At 62.2% G+C, this 17,799-nt stretch carries 7 protein-coding genes and 6 pseudogenes; 4 read left to right on the forward strand and 9 right to left on the reverse strand.

The window, feature by feature from the left end; all coding sequences use genetic code 11:
* Nucleotides 1-16: 16 nt before the first annotated feature.
* A pseudogene (locus QFZ94_RS00700) lies at nucleotides 17-229 on the reverse strand (IS3 family transposase); the annotation flags it as partial.
* A 12-nt stretch (nucleotides 230-241) separates the two neighbouring features.
* Nucleotides 242-853, reverse strand: a pseudogene (locus QFZ94_RS00705) (transposase); the annotation flags it as partial.
* A 150-nt stretch (nucleotides 854-1,003) separates the two neighbouring features.
* Here QFZ94_RS00705 and QFZ94_RS00710 point away from each other — a divergent pair.
* Both QFZ94_RS00710 and QFZ94_RS00715 read left to right on the forward strand, forming a co-directional pair.
* Nucleotides 1,004-1,972: pseudogene (locus tag QFZ94_RS00710) on the forward strand (IS30 family transposase); the annotation flags it as partial.
* A 412-nt stretch (nucleotides 1,973-2,384) separates the two neighbouring features.
* Entirely contained in the window at nucleotides 2,385-3,878 is a 1,494-nt protein-coding gene (locus QFZ94_RS00715; protein WP_429455256.1) for a hypothetical protein, read from the forward strand.
* Between the two features lie 58 nt (nucleotides 3,879-3,936).
* Here the strand turns inward: QFZ94_RS00715 and QFZ94_RS00720 are convergent, their stop codons facing one another.
* Together QFZ94_RS00720 and QFZ94_RS00725 are read right to left on the reverse strand one after the other, a co-directional pair.
* Nucleotides 3,937-4,794, reverse strand: coding sequence for a hypothetical protein (locus QFZ94_RS00720; RefSeq protein ID WP_429455258.1), 858 nt, complete (start codon nucleotides 4,792-4,794; stop codon nucleotides 3,937-3,939).
* A 216-nt stretch (nucleotides 4,795-5,010) separates the two neighbouring features.
* Nucleotides 5,011-8,700 carry an avrbs3 family type III effector protein gene (locus QFZ94_RS00725; RefSeq protein WP_429455259.1) on the reverse strand — a complete coding sequence of 1,230 codons (3,690 nt, stop codon included), beginning with the start codon at nucleotides 8,698-8,700 and terminating at the stop codon, nucleotides 5,011-5,013.
* Between the two features lie 377 nt (nucleotides 8,701-9,077).
* On the opposite strand from QFZ94_RS00725, the pseudogene QFZ94_RS00730 reads away from it, so the two are divergent.
* Both QFZ94_RS00730 and QFZ94_RS00735 read left to right on the forward strand, forming a co-directional pair.
* Nucleotides 9,078-10,216, forward strand: a pseudogene (locus QFZ94_RS00730) (IS3 family transposase); the annotation flags it as partial.
* 263 nt (nucleotides 10,217-10,479) lie between these two features.
* Nucleotides 10,480-10,635, forward strand: a pseudogene (locus tag QFZ94_RS00735) (transposase); the annotation flags it as partial.
* A gap of 385 nt (nucleotides 10,636-11,020) precedes the next feature.
* Here the strand turns inward: QFZ94_RS00735 and QFZ94_RS00740 are convergent.
* The 5 genes and pseudogenes from QFZ94_RS00740 to QFZ94_RS00760 all read right to left on the reverse strand — a co-directional run.
* A pseudogene (locus QFZ94_RS00740) lies at nucleotides 11,021-12,159 on the reverse strand (IS3 family transposase); the annotation flags it as partial.
* A 274-nt stretch (nucleotides 12,160-12,433) separates the two neighbouring features.
* The gene (locus QFZ94_RS00745) at nucleotides 12,434-13,306 is read right to left on the reverse strand and encodes a hypothetical protein (RefSeq protein ID WP_429455261.1); all 873 of its coding nucleotides are present in this window, start codon (nucleotides 13,304-13,306) and stop codon (nucleotides 12,434-12,436) included.
* Nucleotides 13,307-13,412: 106 nt separating this feature from the next.
* Nucleotides 13,413-13,784: a hypothetical protein gene (locus QFZ94_RS00750; RefSeq protein WP_429455109.1), complete on the reverse strand. Its 372-nt coding sequence runs from the start codon at nucleotides 13,782-13,784 to the stop codon at nucleotides 13,413-13,415.
* Complete coding sequence (locus tag QFZ94_RS00755; RefSeq protein ID WP_429455263.1) at nucleotides 13,724-14,905, reverse strand: hypothetical protein; 1,182 nt, start codon at nucleotides 14,903-14,905, stop codon at nucleotides 13,724-13,726. Before QFZ94_RS00755 ends, QFZ94_RS00750 begins: the two co-directional genes overlap by 61 nt.
* A gap of 452 nt (nucleotides 14,906-15,357) precedes the next feature.
* Nucleotides 15,358-17,466: a Ulp1 family isopeptidase gene (locus QFZ94_RS00760; RefSeq protein WP_429455265.1), complete on the reverse strand. Its 2,109-nt coding sequence runs from the start codon at nucleotides 17,464-17,466 to the stop codon at nucleotides 15,358-15,360.
* Nucleotides 17,467-17,799: the final 333 nt, after the last annotated feature.

A 17,799-nucleotide genomic window follows, 5' to 3' on the forward strand; every position in this document is an offset into this window, starting at 1 on the left:
TTCCAGAGGCTCGGGGTTATGCTACATCCGTTGCCTGCTGAGCCACGAGCCAGTCTCGCATGAACTGGGCCGGCGACACAAAGCCGAGCGACGAATGACGACGACTGCGGTTGTAAAACACTTCGATGTATTCGAACAAGTCCGCTGCGGCTTCGCGATGCGTGCGATAGCGCGCTGCATGAACCCGTTCATTTTTCAGGCTGTTGAAGAAGCTCTCCGTCGGCGCGTTGACGCTCCTATGTCAAGAAGCGCGGGCCGAATCGGCCAAGTCAGCCAGAATGAGCGGGTACAACTCCCTGACGATATAGCGCTTCAGGCAGCGGTGAATTTCCTTGTTCGACATGCCTTCCTTGGTTCGTCGCTCGACGTACGCCCGGGTTCTCGGATCACTGCGCATGCGCACCATGGCGATGGTCCACAGGGCGTTGTTTGCAGCACGGTCGCCTCCACGGTTCAGGCGATGCCGGACCGTTTTGCCAGAGGATGCTTGCAATGGGCTCGTGCCACAAAGCGCGGCGAGTGCAGCATCGCTTTTCAAGCGTTCCGGATTGTCGCCTGCAACGGCAACAAGCACAGTCGCCGTTTGAGGCCCAACGCCGAATCGTTCTCGAAGCCGTCTGGCATGCTTGAGGGTCAGGCGTTCGAGCATCGCGTCGAGCGTCTTGAGCTCTTCCGCGAGCGCGAGGTAGCGCTTTGCCAGCAAGCGCAACGTGGTTGCCAGAGTCTGCAACATAGGCGTATCACCCAACGAGCGCAGCCGTGCGCAGCTAGCAACGCATTCGGCAGTCTTTGTCTTCAGAAGACGCTCGCGGATGTCCTGCGGCGCGCTCACCAGCAAGGCCCGCAACTGATGTTGGCACAACCACTATTTCCGTAAGCGATAGTTTCTGCCCGCCTAGCGCGTGCGATGTTGGAAGATCAAGCTTGCGTCCGCAATCACTCGGCGGATTCAACCGGTCGATGTAACACAATGAACGCTGCATGAGCGGCGGGAGTGTTGCAAATGAAACAGCGACACCGGATTTACTACAGCGAGAAGCAGAAAGCGCTGATGTGGGAGCGCTGGCGAAAGGGTGAGTCTCTCGAGCATATCGCCCAGCTCTTCGATCGCCACCACTCGTCCGTGCAGCGGATCATCGGCGAAGCCGGTGGAATCCCGCCGGCAAAGCGACATCGTTCGCGGCTGGCGCTAACATTAGCCGAGCGGGAAGAGATATCGAGCGCGCTTGTTGCTGGCGATTCGATCCAGTCAATCGCCAGTCGGCTTGCGCGGGCTCCCTCTACCATCTGCCGCGAGATCAAACGCAACAGTGGGCAGGATGGCTATCGGGCAAGTCACGCCGATCAGCTTGCCTGGGATCGGGCGCAGCGGCCCAAAGTCTGTAAGCTGGTCGAACACCGGATGTTGGCACGCATCGTGGCAGACAAACTTCAACTGGAGTGGTCGCCCGAGCAGATCGCGGGATGGCTCAGGCGCGCGTACCCGGACAACGAGGATTACCACGTGTCACACGAGACCATCTACCGCAGTCTCTTCATCCAGGCCCGTGGTGTCTTGAAGAAGGAATTGCTCGAACATTTGCGGCGTACCCGGGTCATGCGGCGTTCCCGCCATTACACGCAGAAGACGGGCGACCACGGCAGGATCCGCGACACGGTGTCGATCAGCGAACGTCCAGCCACGATCGAGGACCGCGCAGTGCCGGGACATTGGGAGGGTGATCTGCTTTGCGGCAGCGGGAGCAGCCAGATTGCGACGCTCGTCGAGCGCCAGACACGCTATGTGATGCTGGTGAAGATTGCCAGCAAGGACAGCGAGGTGGTTGCCGATGCGCTCATCAAACATGCCTGCAAATTGCCCCAGGAACTCTACAAATCGCTAACCTGGGATCGCGGCACTGAGATGGCCAGCCACAAACGCTTTACTGTTGCCACGGACATTGCCGTCTACTTCTGCGACCCACAACATCCCCCGATGGGCGGGCAAATTCCCCCACCTGTGGGCACCTAAAATCCCCCACCTAGAGACACGCGGAGCATGACGCTGGCGCGGTCTGGCAGGACGTTACCTTACACCCCTCGAATGAAGAAAAAGAGGGGTTGTTGGAGTGAATGTCTTGAAGCCGCATCTGCAAACAACCATCGCCACGCTCATCGCCGCGGGCAAACGTCAGCGGGAGATTGCCCGGATTACGGGAGTCGACCGTAAGACGATCCGGCGAGGTTCAAAGCTGCGTTACACATTGGGAGGCACCTTGAGTGCCAGGCGATAATGGTGCCCCCATTTTTCCTCTGCGGGGCGAGGTTCAAAGCTGCGTTACACATTGGGAGGCAACTTGAGTGCCAGGCGATAATGGTGCCCCCATTTTTCCTCTGCGGCATCCATGACTCAAAACACCCGATCTGGCGTCGGCAGACTGAGCGACGACAAACGCAAAGCGATTGCACTTCAGGCCCTCACGCGCACCGAACCCATCAGTGTGCTGGCTGAGTGTAACGGCGTGAGCCGCCCGACGGTCTACCGACAGATCGGCACGGCCAGTGTAGCGCTGGATGAAGCCTTTGATACCACGCGGGCAGCCGACGCAGATCAGGTGCTTTTCATGCTGCCGGTCACCCGCCAATGGCTCGATCAGGTCATCGTGGCGCTCACGATGGTGGGCCACGTTTCGTTTCGCAGTACCCTTGAACTCATGCACGACCTGCTCGGCGTCTCGACCAGCCTGGGCACGATTCACACCGTTCTTCAGCGGGCCGCAAAGCAGGCCATCGCCATCAACGCCGGTATCGATCTCTCACCCATCCGGGTCGGTCTGCACGACGAACTCTTTCAGGGTTCCCAACCCGTGCTCGCCGGTATCGATGTCGCCTCGACCTATTGCTATCTGCTCGCCCCCGAAGCCCATCGCGACGGCGACACCTGGGCCATCCATCTGCTGGACCTGCAGGCACAGGGCCTCGATCCTGAGCACACGATCGCCGATGCGGGAACCGGTCTGCGTGCCGGGCAAAAAATGGCCTGGCCCGATACGCCGTGTCACGGCGACGTATTCCACATCATCCAGCAGGGTAAATCACTAGCGACGCTCTGGCATCGTGTCGCCAGTGGCGCTCGCACCGGGCGCGAGCAGCTCGAAGCGCGTCTGGCCAATCCCCGTCGACGTGGTGAGGATAGCCTCCTCGAAGCCGCGCTGGAAACGCTTCGGCGCAATGAAGCCCATGCGCACGAGCTGGCTGCCGACCTGCGCACCCTGGTTCAGTGGCTCGAACGTGACATCCTGTCACTGGCTGGGCCGGACCTCGCGACGCGTCAACGGCTGTTCGATTTCGTGGTTGCCGAACTGCAGCAACGTGAAGCACGGGACCTGTCACGTACAGGGGCATACCGGCGTGCCCTTCAGAACCAGCGCGACGGCCTGCTCGCTTTCGCGGGCCTGCTCGACACAAAACTCGACGCCATTGCACGAACGCACAACGTGGCGCGCCATCTCGTGCGCGAGGTCTGCATGCTGCATCGCAAGTCCGAAACGTCGAGTGCGTTCTGGCAAGGGTGGAATCGCCTGCTAGCCCGCATCGGCCGCCCGTTTCACGGCGTCTACGCCGCCGTATCCGGGGCGCTGCATAGCACACCACGCAGCAGCTCGCTGGTCGAAAATCTCAACTCGCGACTGCGCGTCTACCTGACCAACCGGCGTCATCTGAAGGGCGGGCGGGCCTGGCTTGGTCTGCTGCAGTTTGTCTTCAACCATCGCCGCTTTGCCCGCAGCCGATGCCCTGAGCGAACTGGAAAGAGCCCGAGGGAACTGATGAGCCGCAAGCCTCACGATCACTGGCTGACGCTGCTCGGATTCGGCCCACTCCAGCCTCAGCGAACCTGATATCGGCAGGTCGTCGCCGGCCTCCATTTGAACCGCAATCCTTATTATTCCTGCTTTCTTACGCAGGCTGCTTCCGCTCGTCTGTGTAACGCAAAAATCGCGCTTTTTGAACCACGCCGAGGAGGCTATCCTCACCACGTCGACGGGGATTGGCCAGACGCGCTTCGAGCTGCTCGCGCCCGGTGCGAGCGCCACTGGCGACACGATGCCAGAGCGTCGCTAGTGATTTACCCTGCTGGATGATGTGGAATACGTCGCCGTGACACGGCGTATCGGGCCAGGCCATTTTTTGCCCGGCACGCAGACCGGTTCCCGCATCGGCGATCGTGTGCTCAGGATCGAGGCCCTGTGCCTGCAGATCCAGCAGATGGATGGCCCAGGTGTCGCCGTCGCGATGGGCTTCGGGGGCGAGCAGATAGCAATAGGTCGAGGCGACATCGATACCGGCGAGCACGGGTTGGGAACCCTGAAAGAGTTCGTCGTGCAGACCGACCCGGATGGGTGAGAGATCGATACCGGCGTTGATGGCGATGGCCTGCTTTGCGGCCCGCTGAAGAACGGTGTGAATCGTGCCCAGGCTGGTCGAGACGCCGAGCAGGTCGTGCATGAGTTCAAGGGTACTGCGAAACGAAACGTGGCCCACCATCGTGAGCGCCACGATGACCTGATCGAGCCATTGGCGGGTGACCGGCAGCATGAAAAGCACCTGATCTGCGTCGGCTGCCCGCGTGGTATCAAAGGCTTCATCCAGCGCTACACTGGCCGTGCCGATCTGTCGGTAGACCGTCGGGCGGCTCACGCCGTTACGCTCAGCCAGCACACTGATGGGTTCGGTGCGCGTGAGGGCCTGAAGTGCAATCGCTTTGCGTTTGTCGTCGCTCAGTCTGCCGACGCCAGATCGGGTGTTTTGAGTCATGGATGCCGCAGAGGAAAAATGGGGGCACCATTATCGCCTGGCACTCAAGGTGCCTCCCAATGTGTAACGCAGCTTTGAACCTCGCCCTGCTTTCTTACGCAGGCTGATTCCGCTCGTCTGTGTAACGCAAAAATCGCGCTTTTTGAACCACGCCCAACCCGCTTATCGATTTGCACCAGAACCCGCGCGAATGGGGGACTGGCCTGGCCGAGTCGCTTACGGATTCTCGGGCGGATACGCGAACAGGTCGTCGAGCCAGCAGAGCTCCTCGTTAGTCAGCATGAGCGCGTTGGAAGCCTCGCTTTGGGAGGGGCCAGTGTGTCCGGGAAAGAAGCGATGGAGACGAAGGGGATCGAGGTCGGCCTCCGTCGGGGTGCCTGGGTCGGCCAGGCCGATCCAGTCTTCGGTGTCCGATGCGTTGGTCGGCATGTGGGCGGCTTGGTCTGGCGCGGCTGGCTGAGCGGGTCGAGCTGGGCGCTGGGAGCGCGGCGCCTGCGTACCCCAGCTAAGTGCCGCAGGCATTGCTACTGAATCGGTTTGCTGCGTACGTGCCTGACGGGGACCCCAGGCGGACTGCGTCGCTGAAGCAGTGAGCGAGGGCGCTGCATCCAATCGTGGTCGCACGTCGCGCGAAGTGGTTGGCGCCGTGGGAGCGGCCCGCTTGGCTCGCGCGGCTGGGAGCGTTTCGCTGCCGGGGTTCCCCGCGTCGACCGACCTGAGCGAATCCTCCAGCGATTGAGCAAAATCTTGCAACGTGTCCGCAGGCGAGGAAGCTGCGGCATTGTCTACAGCCCGGCCGTTCAGGCTATCGACCAGGCGGCGCCAGCGCTGCGCGGCATCCGGGATCGTTCCGGCTCGCGCTTCCATCTCGGTCACGCCAGCCAGGGCCAGACGACGCGTCAGTGCTTGCGAGTGCAGGCCAAACTGTCGACGAGCGTCGGAGAAGGCCTGCAGCGGTTCGGGGTGGGTGCAAAAGAAGTTCAACAAGGCCATGATGTCCCTGGGCTCGGGCATGTGCACGGCCCGCGAGGGGCCTGCGTCTTCGATCCGGATCCTGCGTCCCGGCTGCCTGGTGGCGGCCCAGGACCGACCTTGCTGTAGCGCATCCAGTGCCTGCGCTCCGCCCAGGCTGACGATGGTCATAAGTCGTTCGTTATCGAAGCGCTCGCGCAGGGCCGGCAGATACGCCAGGATGGCCTCAAGCGCCGGTCGTCCCACGACGCAAGCCATGTTGACCACTTGCTCCGTGGTCAAGCCATACGGAGGCTCGCGCAGCGCCGGCAACTGTGTCCTGACCGCCTCGAGGGCCTGCTTGCCGCCGTTGTTACTCGCGATGGCCACTACCTGCTCGGTGCTCAAGCCAAACGGAGGCTCACGCAGCGCCGGCAACTGTGTCCTGACCGCCTCGAGGGCCTGCTTGCCGCCACCGTTGCTGGCGATGGCCACCACCTGCTCGGTGCTCAAGCCAAACGGAGGCTCACGCAGCGCCGGCAACTGTGTCCTGACCGCCTCGAGGGCCTGCTTGCCGCCACCGTTGCTGGCGATGGCCACCACCTGCTCGGTGCTCAAGCCAAACGGAGGCTCACGCAGCGCCGGCAACTGTGTCCTGACCGCCTCGAGGGCCTGCTTGCCGCCACCGTTGCTGGCGATGGCCACCACCTGCTCGGTGCTCAAGCCAAACGGAGGCTCACGCAGCGCCGGCAACTGTGTCCTGACCGCCTCGAGGGCCTGCTTGCCGCCACCGTTGCTGGCGATGGCCACCACCTGCTCGGTGCTCAAGCCAAACGGAGGCTCACGCAGCGCCGGCAACTGTGTCCTGACCGCCTCGAGGGCCTGCTTGCCACCCATGTTACTCGCGATGGCCACTACCTGCTCGGTGCTCAAGCCAAACGGAGGCTCACGCAGCGCCGGCAACTGTGTCCTGACCGCCTCGAGGGCCTGCTTGCCACCACCGTTGCTGGCGATGGCCACTACCTGCTCGGTGCTCAAGCCAAACGGAGGCTCACGCAGCGCCGGCAACTGTGTCCTGACCGCCTCGAGGGCCTGCTTGCCGCCGTTGTTGCTGGCGATGGCCACTACCTGCTCGGTGCTCAAGCCAAACGGAGGCTCACGCAGCGCCGGCAACTGTGTCCTGACCGCCTCGAGGGCCTGCTTGCCGCCGTTGTTGCTGGCGATGGCCACTACCTGCTCGGTGCTCAAGCCAAACGGAGGCTCACGCAGCGCCGGCAACTGTGTCCTGACCGCCTCGAGGGCCTGCTTGCCGCCACCGTTGCTGGCGATGGCCACCACCTGCTCGGTGGTCAAGCCAAACGGAGGCTCACGCAGCGCCGGCAACTGTGTCCTGACCGCCTCGAGGGCCTGCTTGCCGCCACCGTTGCTGGCGATGGCCACCACCTGCTCGGTGGTCAAGCCAAACGGAGGCTCACGCAGCGCCGGCAACTGTGTCCTGACCGCCTCGAGGGCCTGCTTGCCGCCACCGTTGCTGGCGATGGCCACCACCTGCTCGGTGGTCAAGCCAAACGGAGGCTCACGCAGCGCCGGCAACTGTGTCCTGACCGCCTCGAGGGCCTGCTTGCCGCCGTTGTTGCTGGCGATGGCCACCACCTGCTCGGTGGTCAAGCCAAACGGAGGCTCGCGCAGCGCCGGCAACTGTGTCCTGACCGCCTCGAGGGCCTGCTTGCCACCCATGTTACTCGCGATGGCCACTACCTGCTCGGTGCTCAAGCCAAACGGAGGCTCACGCAGCGCCGGCAACTGTGTCCTGACCGCCTCGAGGACCTGCTTGCCGCCACCGTTGCTGGCGATGGCCACCACCTGCTCGGTGCTCAAGCCAAACGGAGGCTCACGCAGCGCCGGCAACTGTGTCCTGACCGCCTCGAGGGCCTGCTTGCCGCCACCGTTGCTGGCGATGGCCACCACCTGCTCGGTGCTCAAGCCAAACGGAGGCTCACGCAGCGCCGGCAACCGTGTCCTGACCGCCTCGAGGGCCTGCTTGCCGCCACCGTTGCTGGCGATGGCCACCACCTGCTCGGTGCTCAAGCCAAACGGAGGCTCACGCAGCGCCGGCAACTGTGTCCTGACCGCCTCGAGGGCCTGCTTGCCGCCACCGTTGCTGGCGATGGCCACCACCTGCTCGGTGGTCAAGCCAAACGGAGGCTCACGCAGCGCCGGCAACTGTGTCCTGACCGCCTCGAGGGCCTGCTTGCCGCCGTTGTTGCTGGCGATGGCCACCACCTGTCCCACGCTGAGGTTCAGTGGCTCGCTCATGAGCACAGGTCCCTGGCGATGAACTGCCGCGACCGCGGGACGCTCGCCGCGTGCCGCAATGGCGGCAATCTGCGCGGCACTCAGACGCAGGGGCGGCGCGGCAAGCTCGGCACCCACCGGGTGAGTATGGCCCGCTTCCTTTTTCAGCAGTTCGTTCAACGCGCAATCACCCGAGCGCCTGCGGCCGATGTCCACGATCTGGGCTCGCGTTAGATCCGGAATCGCTTGGGCCAGGGCACCATGGTGGGCCGCCACCAGCCCCAGCGACTGGAAGCGGCTGCTCAACTGGCCGATCTCATCAAGCGAGAAGCCGTGGCTGACCAAGGCGTTATGATGCGCCAGCACGTGCGAGTACGCCTCGGTCTTGATCTTTTTGAGCTGCTTGTCCGTGTAGCCCAGGCGCTTCAGGGCCTGCTCGTTGCCTGGCTGCGCAGGGCTTGAAGCGCCACCGGCACGGTCGGCCCCGGGGGGACTGTTTCCCTGCGGTGAAATCGGCGCGTTTGGGGCCATCAAGCTGGACGACTCGCCCATCCAGTGCAGCCGTGCCTGCCCGTCCGACGGGGTGGTGGGGGCGAGCCCCGGCGAGTTGAGCAGTGAAGAGATCGAATCCTGCGCAGATGACCAGTTCGCGCGTGGCAAAGACAGTCCACCAGGTACTGCCCGACGGCTCGCAGGCATCCCCTCAGGCCGGGCAAGGCTGGCGGGCGTGGCGCGCGCGACCGGCGAAGCAGGCCGCGCATTGGCTGGTTCCTGCAAGGGAGTATGATCAACACCAGCGCCGGGACTAATGCGGTTCAAGTCGGTCATGGCTGTGGGCGACGCTTCGATTTAAGTAAGCGAATCAGCCTAACCGCTCCTTCTCCTCTCTTCAGACCCCTAGCCGAAGTGCTGTCAGCCGCAACGAAGGAAGACTTACGCAATCGTTCAAAGTTCATCGCGTGCCGGTGCAGCTCAACGGAGATGTGAGATTGACCCGCAAAAACGGACACCTATCCTTTTGATCAGGAGGTGTCGAAATGGGCAGGCATCGTACCCCGTACCCGGTGGAATTCCGGGCCCACATGGTCGAGCTGGTGAACGCAGGAAGAACGCCAGAGGAGCTGGCGCACGAGTTCGAACCGACCGCACAGACGATCATCAACTGGGTCGCGCAGGCCGATCGCGACGCCGGTGTGCGCCATGACGGGCTGACCACGGCCGAGCGGCAGGAACTCACGCGGCTGCGTCGCGAGAACCGGCAACTGAAGATGGAGCGAGACATTCTCTCGCAGGCCGCGGCCTGGTTCGCGAGGGAGACGGGAGCCGTTCCACCGAAGAGCGGTACGGATTCATGAGAGCGAACCGGGCCCGCTGGCCCGTGGCGAGGATGGCGCGGCTGCTCAGGGTCTCCACGAGCGGCTACTACGCATGGCTGATGCGTGAGCCATCGAAACGCTCGTGCAGCGATGCGCAACTGCTCGAGCGCATCCGCACACTGCATGCGAGTTCGCGCGGCACATATGGGGCGCCACGTATCCATGCGCAGCTCGCGCGCGATGGCGTGCATGTGGGACGCAAGCGGGTCGCACGCCTGATGCGCCTGGCCGGCCTGCATGGTGCGAGCCGGCGGCTCTGGCCACACACCACGCGGCAACGCGCGGGGGCACGGCGTGCTCCGGATCTGGTGCGCCGGCACTTCTGTGCCGAGGCGGTGAACGTGCTGTGGGTGGCGGACGCCACCTACATCCCGACTGACGAAGGGTTTCTGTATCTCGCTGTGGTCCTGGACGTGTTCAGCCGCCGCATCGTCGGGTGGGCGATGTCCAGCCATCTGTACACCGAACTGATGTTGCGGGCGTTGAACATGGCGTTGCAGCAGCGACGCCATGACGGTGTAATTCTACATTCCGATCAAGGCTGTCAATACACCTCCATTGCCTTCGGACGGCGCTGCCGCGAAGCCGACGTGCAACCGTCGATGGGCACGGCCGGCGACGCGTACGACAATGCGATGTGCGAATCGTTCTTCGGCACGCTCGAAGCGGAGCTGCTGTTGCGCGAACACTTTGCGACCCATGAACAGGCCCGGCAGCGCATCTTCTGGTTCCTTGAGGGGTGGTACAACGTACGCCGCCTGCACAGCAGCATTGGCTATCGTTCGCCGCTTGAATTCGAAAACATCAACGTTGAAAGGCAAACCGTGTCGCCTTGCGAGTTGCCCACCGGCGGGCAGCGTCATGGTCGTGAGATGCGACCCGCCGCCCGCCCGTGGACAACTCGCGACTCAACGCTTAACGGAGGTTAGATCACATCAAATCTCTGGCTGCAAATCCGTCCGTCGAACCGGGTCAATCTCAATGTTCTGAACGTTCGCAGCGCGTAGGCAGTTCAATCTCTTCGGGTCAGATTCCCCGCCGCTTGCGGCGTATGCTGCGGTGAATGAGCGAATACATTCACAAGAGCCACAACGTCACGGTGTTGCTGTATCACGTGGTGCTGCCGGCGAAGTATCGACGAGCGGTCTTTGATGACCAGGTTGACGAAGTTCTGAAGGAAATCTGTCTGGAGATAGCTCAGCGCTATCAGATGAAATTCGCTACCCAATTTTAACGTGGGCCTTACTGCAACAGAACCAGTTTCTGCCCGCTTACGCGAAAACGCACCAAGCTTCGCGTAACGCGCAGGTCGGGTCGCGCGGGCCGATAAGCTGTGCTTCGGGCTCGGTTGATCAGGAGGAAGATAAAGTGGGCGGCAACTGGTGGAATTCATGGAACATCAAACGGTTCACGCGGGACTCTGTGAGATTGACCCGGTTCGACGGACGGATTTGCAGCCAGAGATTTGATGTGATCTAACCTCCGTTAAGCGTTGAGTCGCGAGTTGTCCACGGGCGGGCGGCGGGTCGCATCTCACGACCATGACGCTGCCCGCCGGTGGGCAACTCGCAAGGCGACACGGTTTGCCTTTCAACGTTGATGTTTTCGAATTCAAGCGGCGAACGATAGCCAATGCTGCTGTGCAGGCGGCGTACGTTGTACCACCCCTCAAGGAACCAGAAGATGCGCTGCCGGGCCTGTTCATGGGTCGCAAAGTGTTCGCGCAACAGCAGCTCCGCTTCGAGCGTGCCGAAGAACGATTCGCACATCGCATTGTCGTACGCGTCGCCGGCCGTGCCCATCGACGGTTGCACGTCGGCTTCGCGGCAGCGCCGTCCGAAGGCAATGGAGGTGTATTGACAGCCTTGATCGGAATGTAGAATTACACCGTCATGGCGTCGCTGCTGCAACGCCATGTTCAACGCCCGCAACATCAGTTCGGTGTACAGATGGCTGGACATCGCCCACCCGACGATGCGGCGGCTGAACACGTCCAGGACCACAGCGAGATACAGAAACCCTTCGTCAGTCGGGATGTAGGTGGCGTCCGCCACCCACAGCACGTTCACCGCCTCGGCACAGAAGTGCCGGCGCACCAGATCCGGAGCACGCCGTGCCCCCGCGCGTTGCCGCGTGGTGTGTGGCCAGAGCCGCCGGCTCGCACCATGCAGGCCGGCCAGGCGCATCAGGCGTGCGACCCGCTTGCGTCCCACATGCACGCCATCGCGCGCGAGCTGCGCATGGATACGTGGCGCCCCATATGTGCCGCGCGAACTCGCATGCAGTGTGCGGATGCGCTCGAGCAGTTGCGCATCGCTGCACGAGCGTTTCGATGGCTCACGCATCAGCCATGCGTAGTAGCCGCTCGTGGAGACCCTGAGCAGCCGCGCCATCCTCGCCACGGGCCAGCGGGCCCGGTTCGCTCTCATGAATCCGTACCGCTCTTCGGTGGAACGGCTCCCGTCTCCCTCGCGAACCAGGCCGCGGCCTGCGAGAGAATGTCTCGCTCCATCTTCAGTTGCCGGTTCTCGCGACGCAGCCGCGTGAGTTCCTGCCGCTCGGCCGTGGTCAGCCCGTCATGGCGCACACCGGCGTCGCGATCGGCCTGCGCGACCCAGTTGATGATCGTCTGTGCGGTCGGTTCGAACTCGTGCGCCAGCTCCTCTGGCGTTCTTCCTGCGTTCACCAGCTCGACCATGTGGGCCCGGAATTCCACCGGGTACGGGGTACGATGCCTGCCCATTTCGACACCTCCTGATCAAAAGGATAGGTGTCCGTTTTTGCGGGTCAATCTCACTGCGGAGCTTCGCGAACAGCAGGTACGACAGGAGTCGCCCCCCTCCAACTCTCGGTCGCCAGCGCACGGATCCGCGCAGCTGGCGGGAGTGATGCAGGGCTTGGCGTGGTTCAAAAAGCGCGATTTTTGCGTTACACAGACGAGCGGAAGCAGCCTGCGTAAGAAAGCAGGAATAGTAAGGAATGCGGTTCAAATGGAGGCCGGCGACGACCTGCCGATATCAGGTTCGCTGAGGCTGGAGTGGGCCGAATCCGAGCAGCGTCAGCCAGTGATCGTGAGGCTTGCGGCTCATCAGTTCCCTCGGGCTCTTTCCAGTTCGCTCAGGGCATCGGCTGCGGGCAAAGCGGCGATGGTTGAAGACAAAGTGCAGCAGACCAAGCCAGGCCCGCCCGCCCTTCAGATGACGCCGGTTGGTCAGGTAGACGCGCAGTCGCGAGTTGAGATTTTCGACCAGCGAGCTGCTGCGTGGTGTGCTATGCAGCGCCCCGGATACGGCGGCGTAGACGCCGTGAAACGGGCGGCCGATGCGGGCTAGCAGGCGATTCCACCCTTGCCAGAACGCACTCGACGTTTCGGACTTGCGATGCAGCATGCAGACCTCGCGCACGAGATGGCGCGCCACGTTGTGCGTTCGTGCAATGGCGTCGAGTTTTGTGTCGAGCAGGCCCGCGAAAGCGAGCAGGCCGTCGCGCTGGTTCTGAAGGGCACGCCGGTATGCCCCTGTACGTGACAGGTCCCGTGCTTCACGTTGCTGCAGTTCGGCAACCACGAAATCGAACAGCCGTTGACGCGTCGCGAGGTCCGGCCCAGCCAGTGACAGGATGTCACGTTCGAGCCACTGAACCAGGGTGCGCAGGTCGGCAGCCAGCTCGTGCGCATGGGCTTCATTGCGCCGAAGCGTTTCCAGCGCGGCTTCGAGGAGGCTATCCTCACCACGTCGACGGGGATTGGCCAGACGCGCGTCGAGCTGCTCGCGCCCGGTGCGAGCGCCACTGGCGACACGATGCCAGAGCGTCGCTAGTGATTTACCGTGCTGGATGATGTGGAATACGTCGCCGTGACACGGCGTATCGGGCCAGGCGGCGTGGTTCAAAAAGCGCGATTTTTGCGTTACACAGACGAGCGGAAGCAGCCTGCGTAAGAAAGCAGGAATAGTAAGGAGTGCGGTTCAAATGGAGGCCGGCGACGACCTGCCGATATCAGGTTCGCTGAGGCTGGAGTGGGCCGAATCCGAGCAGCGTCAGCCAGTGATCGTGAGGCTTGCGGCTCATCAGTTCCCTCGGGCTCTTTCCAGTTCGCTCAGGGCATCGGCTGCGGGCAAAGCGGCGATGGTTGAAGACAAACTGCAGCAGACCAAGCCAGGCCCGCCCGCCCTTCAGATGACGCCGGTTGGTCAGGTAGACGCGCAGTCGCGAGTTGAGATTTTCGACCAGCGAGCTGCTGCGTGGTGTGCTATGCAGCGCCCCGGATACGGCGGCGTAGACGCCGTGAAACGGGCGGCCGATGCGGGCTAGCAGGCGATTCCACCCTTGCCAGAACGCACTCGACGTTTCGGACTTGCGATGCAGCATGCAGACCTCGCGCACGAGATGGCGCGCCACGTTGTGCGTTCGTGCAATGGCGTCGAGTTTTGTGTCGAGCAGGCCCGCGAAAGCGAGCAGGCCGTCGCGCTGGTTCTGAAGGGCACGCCGGTATGCCCCTGTACGTGACAGGTCCCGTGCTTCACGTTGCTGCAGTTCGGCAACCACGAAATCGAACAGCCGTTGACGCGTCGCGAGGTCCGGCCCAGCCAGTGACAGGATGTCACGTCGAGCCACTGAACCAGGGTGCGCAGGTCGGCAGCCAGCTCGTGCGCATGGGCTTCATTGCGCCGAAGCGTTTCCAGCGCGGCTTCGAGGAGGCTATCCTCACCACGTCGACGGGGATTGGCCAGACGCGCGTCGAGCTGCTCGCGCCCGGTGCGAGCGCCACTGGCGACACGATGCCAGAGCGTCGCTAGTGATTTACCCTGCTGGATGATGTGGAATACGTCGCCGTGACACGGCGTATCGGGCCAGGCCATTTTTTGCCCGGCACGCAGACCGGTTCCCGCATCGGCGATCGTGTGCTCAGGATCGAGGCCCTGTGCCTGCAGATCCAGCAGATGGATGGCCCAGGTGTCGCCGTCGCGATGGGCTTCGGGGGCGAGCAGATAGCAATAGGTCGAGGCGACATCGATACCGGCGAGCACGGGTTGGGAACCCTGAAAGAGTTCGTCGTGCAGACCGACCCGGATGGGTGAGAGATCGATACCGGCGTTGATGGCGATGGCCTGCTTTGCGGCCCGCTGAAGAACGGTGTGAATCGTGCCCAGGCTGGTCGAGACGCCGAGCAGGTCGTGCATGAGTTCAAGGGTACTGCGAAACGAAACGTGGCCCACCATCGTGAGCGCCACGATGACCTGATCGAGCCATTGGCGGGTGACCGGCAGCATGAAAAGCACCTGATCTGCGTCGGCTGCCCGCGTGGTATCAAAGGCTTCATCCAGCGCTACACTGGCCGTGCCGATCTGTCGGTAGACCGTCGGGCGGCTCACGCCGTTACGCTCAGCCAGCACACTGATGGGTTCGGTGCGCGTGAGGGCCTGAAGTGCAATCGCTTTGCGTTTGTCGTCGCTCAGTCTGCCGACGCCAGATCGGGTGTTTTGAGTCATGGATGCCGCAGAGGAAAAATGGGGGCACCATTATCGCCTGGCACTCAAGGTGCCTCCCAATGTGTAACGCAGCTTTGAACCTCGCCGAGATTACCTTTGTGATCTGAAATTAAAGGAGCTTCGCATTTGCTTGACTTGTCGGCGGATGCGCACTCTACGCCAAGCATCACCGTTCCAAACGTGCCGTCATTGTGGATCATCAGGGCTTTGTCCGGATGGGGGTAGTCGCGTCCATAGCACGGGAATTCGTACCCATCCGGACAAAGCCGTGGCGGCGCATCCGCGCCCCGGAAAAGCTCACTTCGATGCTTGACGGGATGACGTTCAAGGATGGAGAACCGGTGACCGACAGCACACCGGCTCAGCAATCGCTAGCCGCCTGATTACGCCGAGACCGCATACACCAGATTTGACTTTAACTCCGATCCCTCCGGAAAATCCGCAATCAGTTGTCAGCCGAGGTTCAAGGGGATGAGCCAGACCTCGTTTCCGGACAAGGTGGCCATATAGCGCTGACCCTGAATAGACATGTATGTCTGGGGCACGTAAGGGTTTGGCATCAAGCCTTGGTTCTCCAGTATATTGATGAGCAAGGGCGAGGCGCGTTGATTGCCGTGCCGCCAGTTGTCGCCGACCAAATAGCCGATATCGGGGTAGGAGCCAGGCGCCGGCTGGTCGCCGCCGTAAGGCATCTGCCGGGGAGGTTGCGGCTGCGCGATTTCAGCCCTGAATCGCTCGGCCTGCGTCAATACATTGATGACATGTTGCCGGTCCGGCCGGATATTGCGTAGATCCATGCCCCCGCGCTGGAGTGCCTCGCCACTGATAAACCTGCGCGCCAGTGTCTCGATTCCGTACAGCACATGGTCCCCACAGGTATTCTTGTCCGGCTGCAGCGCGGTGGGCGTGCCCCTGGGCGCCCGGACTACCAGGGCAGCAGCCACCCGCGCTGCCTGCCGGAATTGGGCCGTATCGGTGGCGCCACGGGCGCGCTCCGGTGGCACCGCCGAATCGTAGTGGAAGGCCTGCCCTGTCTGCCGGTTCACCACGAGCAGTGACCAGTGGAGGTTGCCCACGTTCACGGGCAGGAACAGGATCGGCGGGGAGTTTGGGCCAGCAATGCGGGCCAGAACAGCCGTTTGCTGCTGCGGATTCCCCTCAGTCAGCAGACGGACCTGCTGCGGATCGACAAAACTGAGCAAGTGCGCATGAGGTTGCCCCTGCAGTTGCTGTGTCAGCACCTCGGTATAGGTGACGAGATCGTTGTCCCACAACCAGGGGTCGCCAGCTAATCTCTGGGCAACGCCACTGATGGGGCCCTGGGGAGACGGATAGCTATCCACGTCGACGATTTCCGGATCTGCTACGTGCGAGGATCCGACGACCGACTGCGGGGCATCCGGATCGAACTCGCGGCTGCCGTAAGGCACCCCGTAGCCGAGCGACGAAAGACCGGCAAAGGTGGAACCAGACTCCTGGGGGCGGTTGTACGCCTCCCACGGACTCAGGCCGCGGAACTCATCTGGAGTATGGAAGGGCTGGGAGCTTCCTGCAGGCTGATCGGGTGCGCCCTGTCCGAGACCCATGCGGCGCAGTGCAGCAAGCGCCCGTTTGGCCTTTGTCACCCCTATCGTTTGGTCTGCGCGGCACCGCTCGAGATCCTCGCGCAACCCATCGTTGGGTCCCAGACGCCCGTTAATTGGCGGCAGGTTGTTCTTTTTTAGCCATTTACTGAAAGCGATAATAGCACTTAGGTATTGTTGAGCGGTTTCCTCCGAATAAGCGGTCGCAGAGAGTGAGTCAAGTAAGGCTTCCGCAACTGCCTGATCTTCTTTGTATGGACCTGACAAGCCCATCGCTTTCTGCAGTGCGCGGAGCATTCTGTTCAGGGACGTCCCCTTCAAACCCGTGCGAGCAAGATACGCATCAGCGTCGCCATCCAACGCGTCCATGCGCTCATTGATTGGCGGCAAGCCATTGCGTCTCAGCCACGCGCTAAACCTCCGAACGTGAGCCGAATCTGTCGAGCTTGCAATGAAGTTGTCAATAAGAGCCTGATCTTCCCGGTATGGGAAACCGGCTTCATATTCGCGCGCTATTGACAAGGCGGTCTGTACCACTCCTGTCGGGTCGATATTCCGGGCGATCTCGTCAAGTTCGGGGTCGGCAAGCCGGCCCGCGAAACCCGGGCATGCATTACTCAACCTTGCCAGTGCGTCAACGTGCACCTCCAGAGACCAGTCACCCGGTCGTCGCCGCCGGCTGTTAATATAGCTTTCAACGAATGCTTTGTCCTCCTGATTGTAAATAACTGTTCTTTTTGCATAAGAGATTCGGCTGACGACCGGTTCGCCCGCCCTACTTCCCCGCTCAAGCTGCAAGTCATTCAAGCCCTGCATCACTTCCGCCAGCTGCGCGGATCCGTACGCTGGCGACCCTGTCCGAGAGTGGGAGGGGATCTGCTCCTGCCGTACCTGCTGTTCGCGCAGCTGCTCGTAGGCCTGATTGAATCGTTCCGTGTCCCATGGATTCCATGAATTGCTAGCCAATTTTGCTTCCAAGTGAGCAGATAACCGAGTGCACCCAGCTTACGCGCTCGCCAGAGCTGACGTGCACTTTACGCGAAGTCAAGTGCATTGCCGCGTAGTGGCTTTGTTCAGCAGGGTCCTTGCGCGGCGACCGTGGGTCCGGTAGAAAGCGCCCAGTGATCTATCCGACAGGCGAGCTTTCATGCCTTACAAGGCAAGACTGAAAACGGGTGGGCCGCGCAAGCGGCCCAAGCCGAACTACTCGGTCACCAACGCGCACGAGTACAACGAGAGGTTCTGTTGCAGTAAGGCCCACGCTATTGATCCGGCAATAAAATGTTGAAACTTTGAGCGCAGCACATGGTC

This window comes from Paraburkholderia sp. JPY465 (assembly GCF_050436725.1).
In the GTDB taxonomy this organism is placed as follows: Bacteria; Pseudomonadota; Gammaproteobacteria; order Burkholderiales; family Burkholderiaceae; genus Paraburkholderia; species Paraburkholderia youngii.

Coding starts and splice junctions, on each gene's coding strand:
- QFZ94_RS00715 (WP_429455256.1), top strand. CDS start 2,385: ATGACTCAAAACACCCGATCTGGCGTCGGCAGACTGAGCGACGACAAA.
- QFZ94_RS00720 (WP_429455258.1), bottom strand. CDS start 4,794: ATGACTCAAAACACCCGATCTGGCGTCGGCAGACTGAGCGACGACAAA.
- QFZ94_RS00755 (WP_429455263.1), bottom strand. CDS start 14,905: ATGACTCAAAACACCCGATCTGGCGTCGGCAGACTGAGCGACGACAAA.
- QFZ94_RS00750 (WP_429455109.1), bottom strand. CDS start 13,784: ATGCTGCATCGCAAGTCCGAAACGTCGAGTGCGTTCTGGCAAGGGTGG.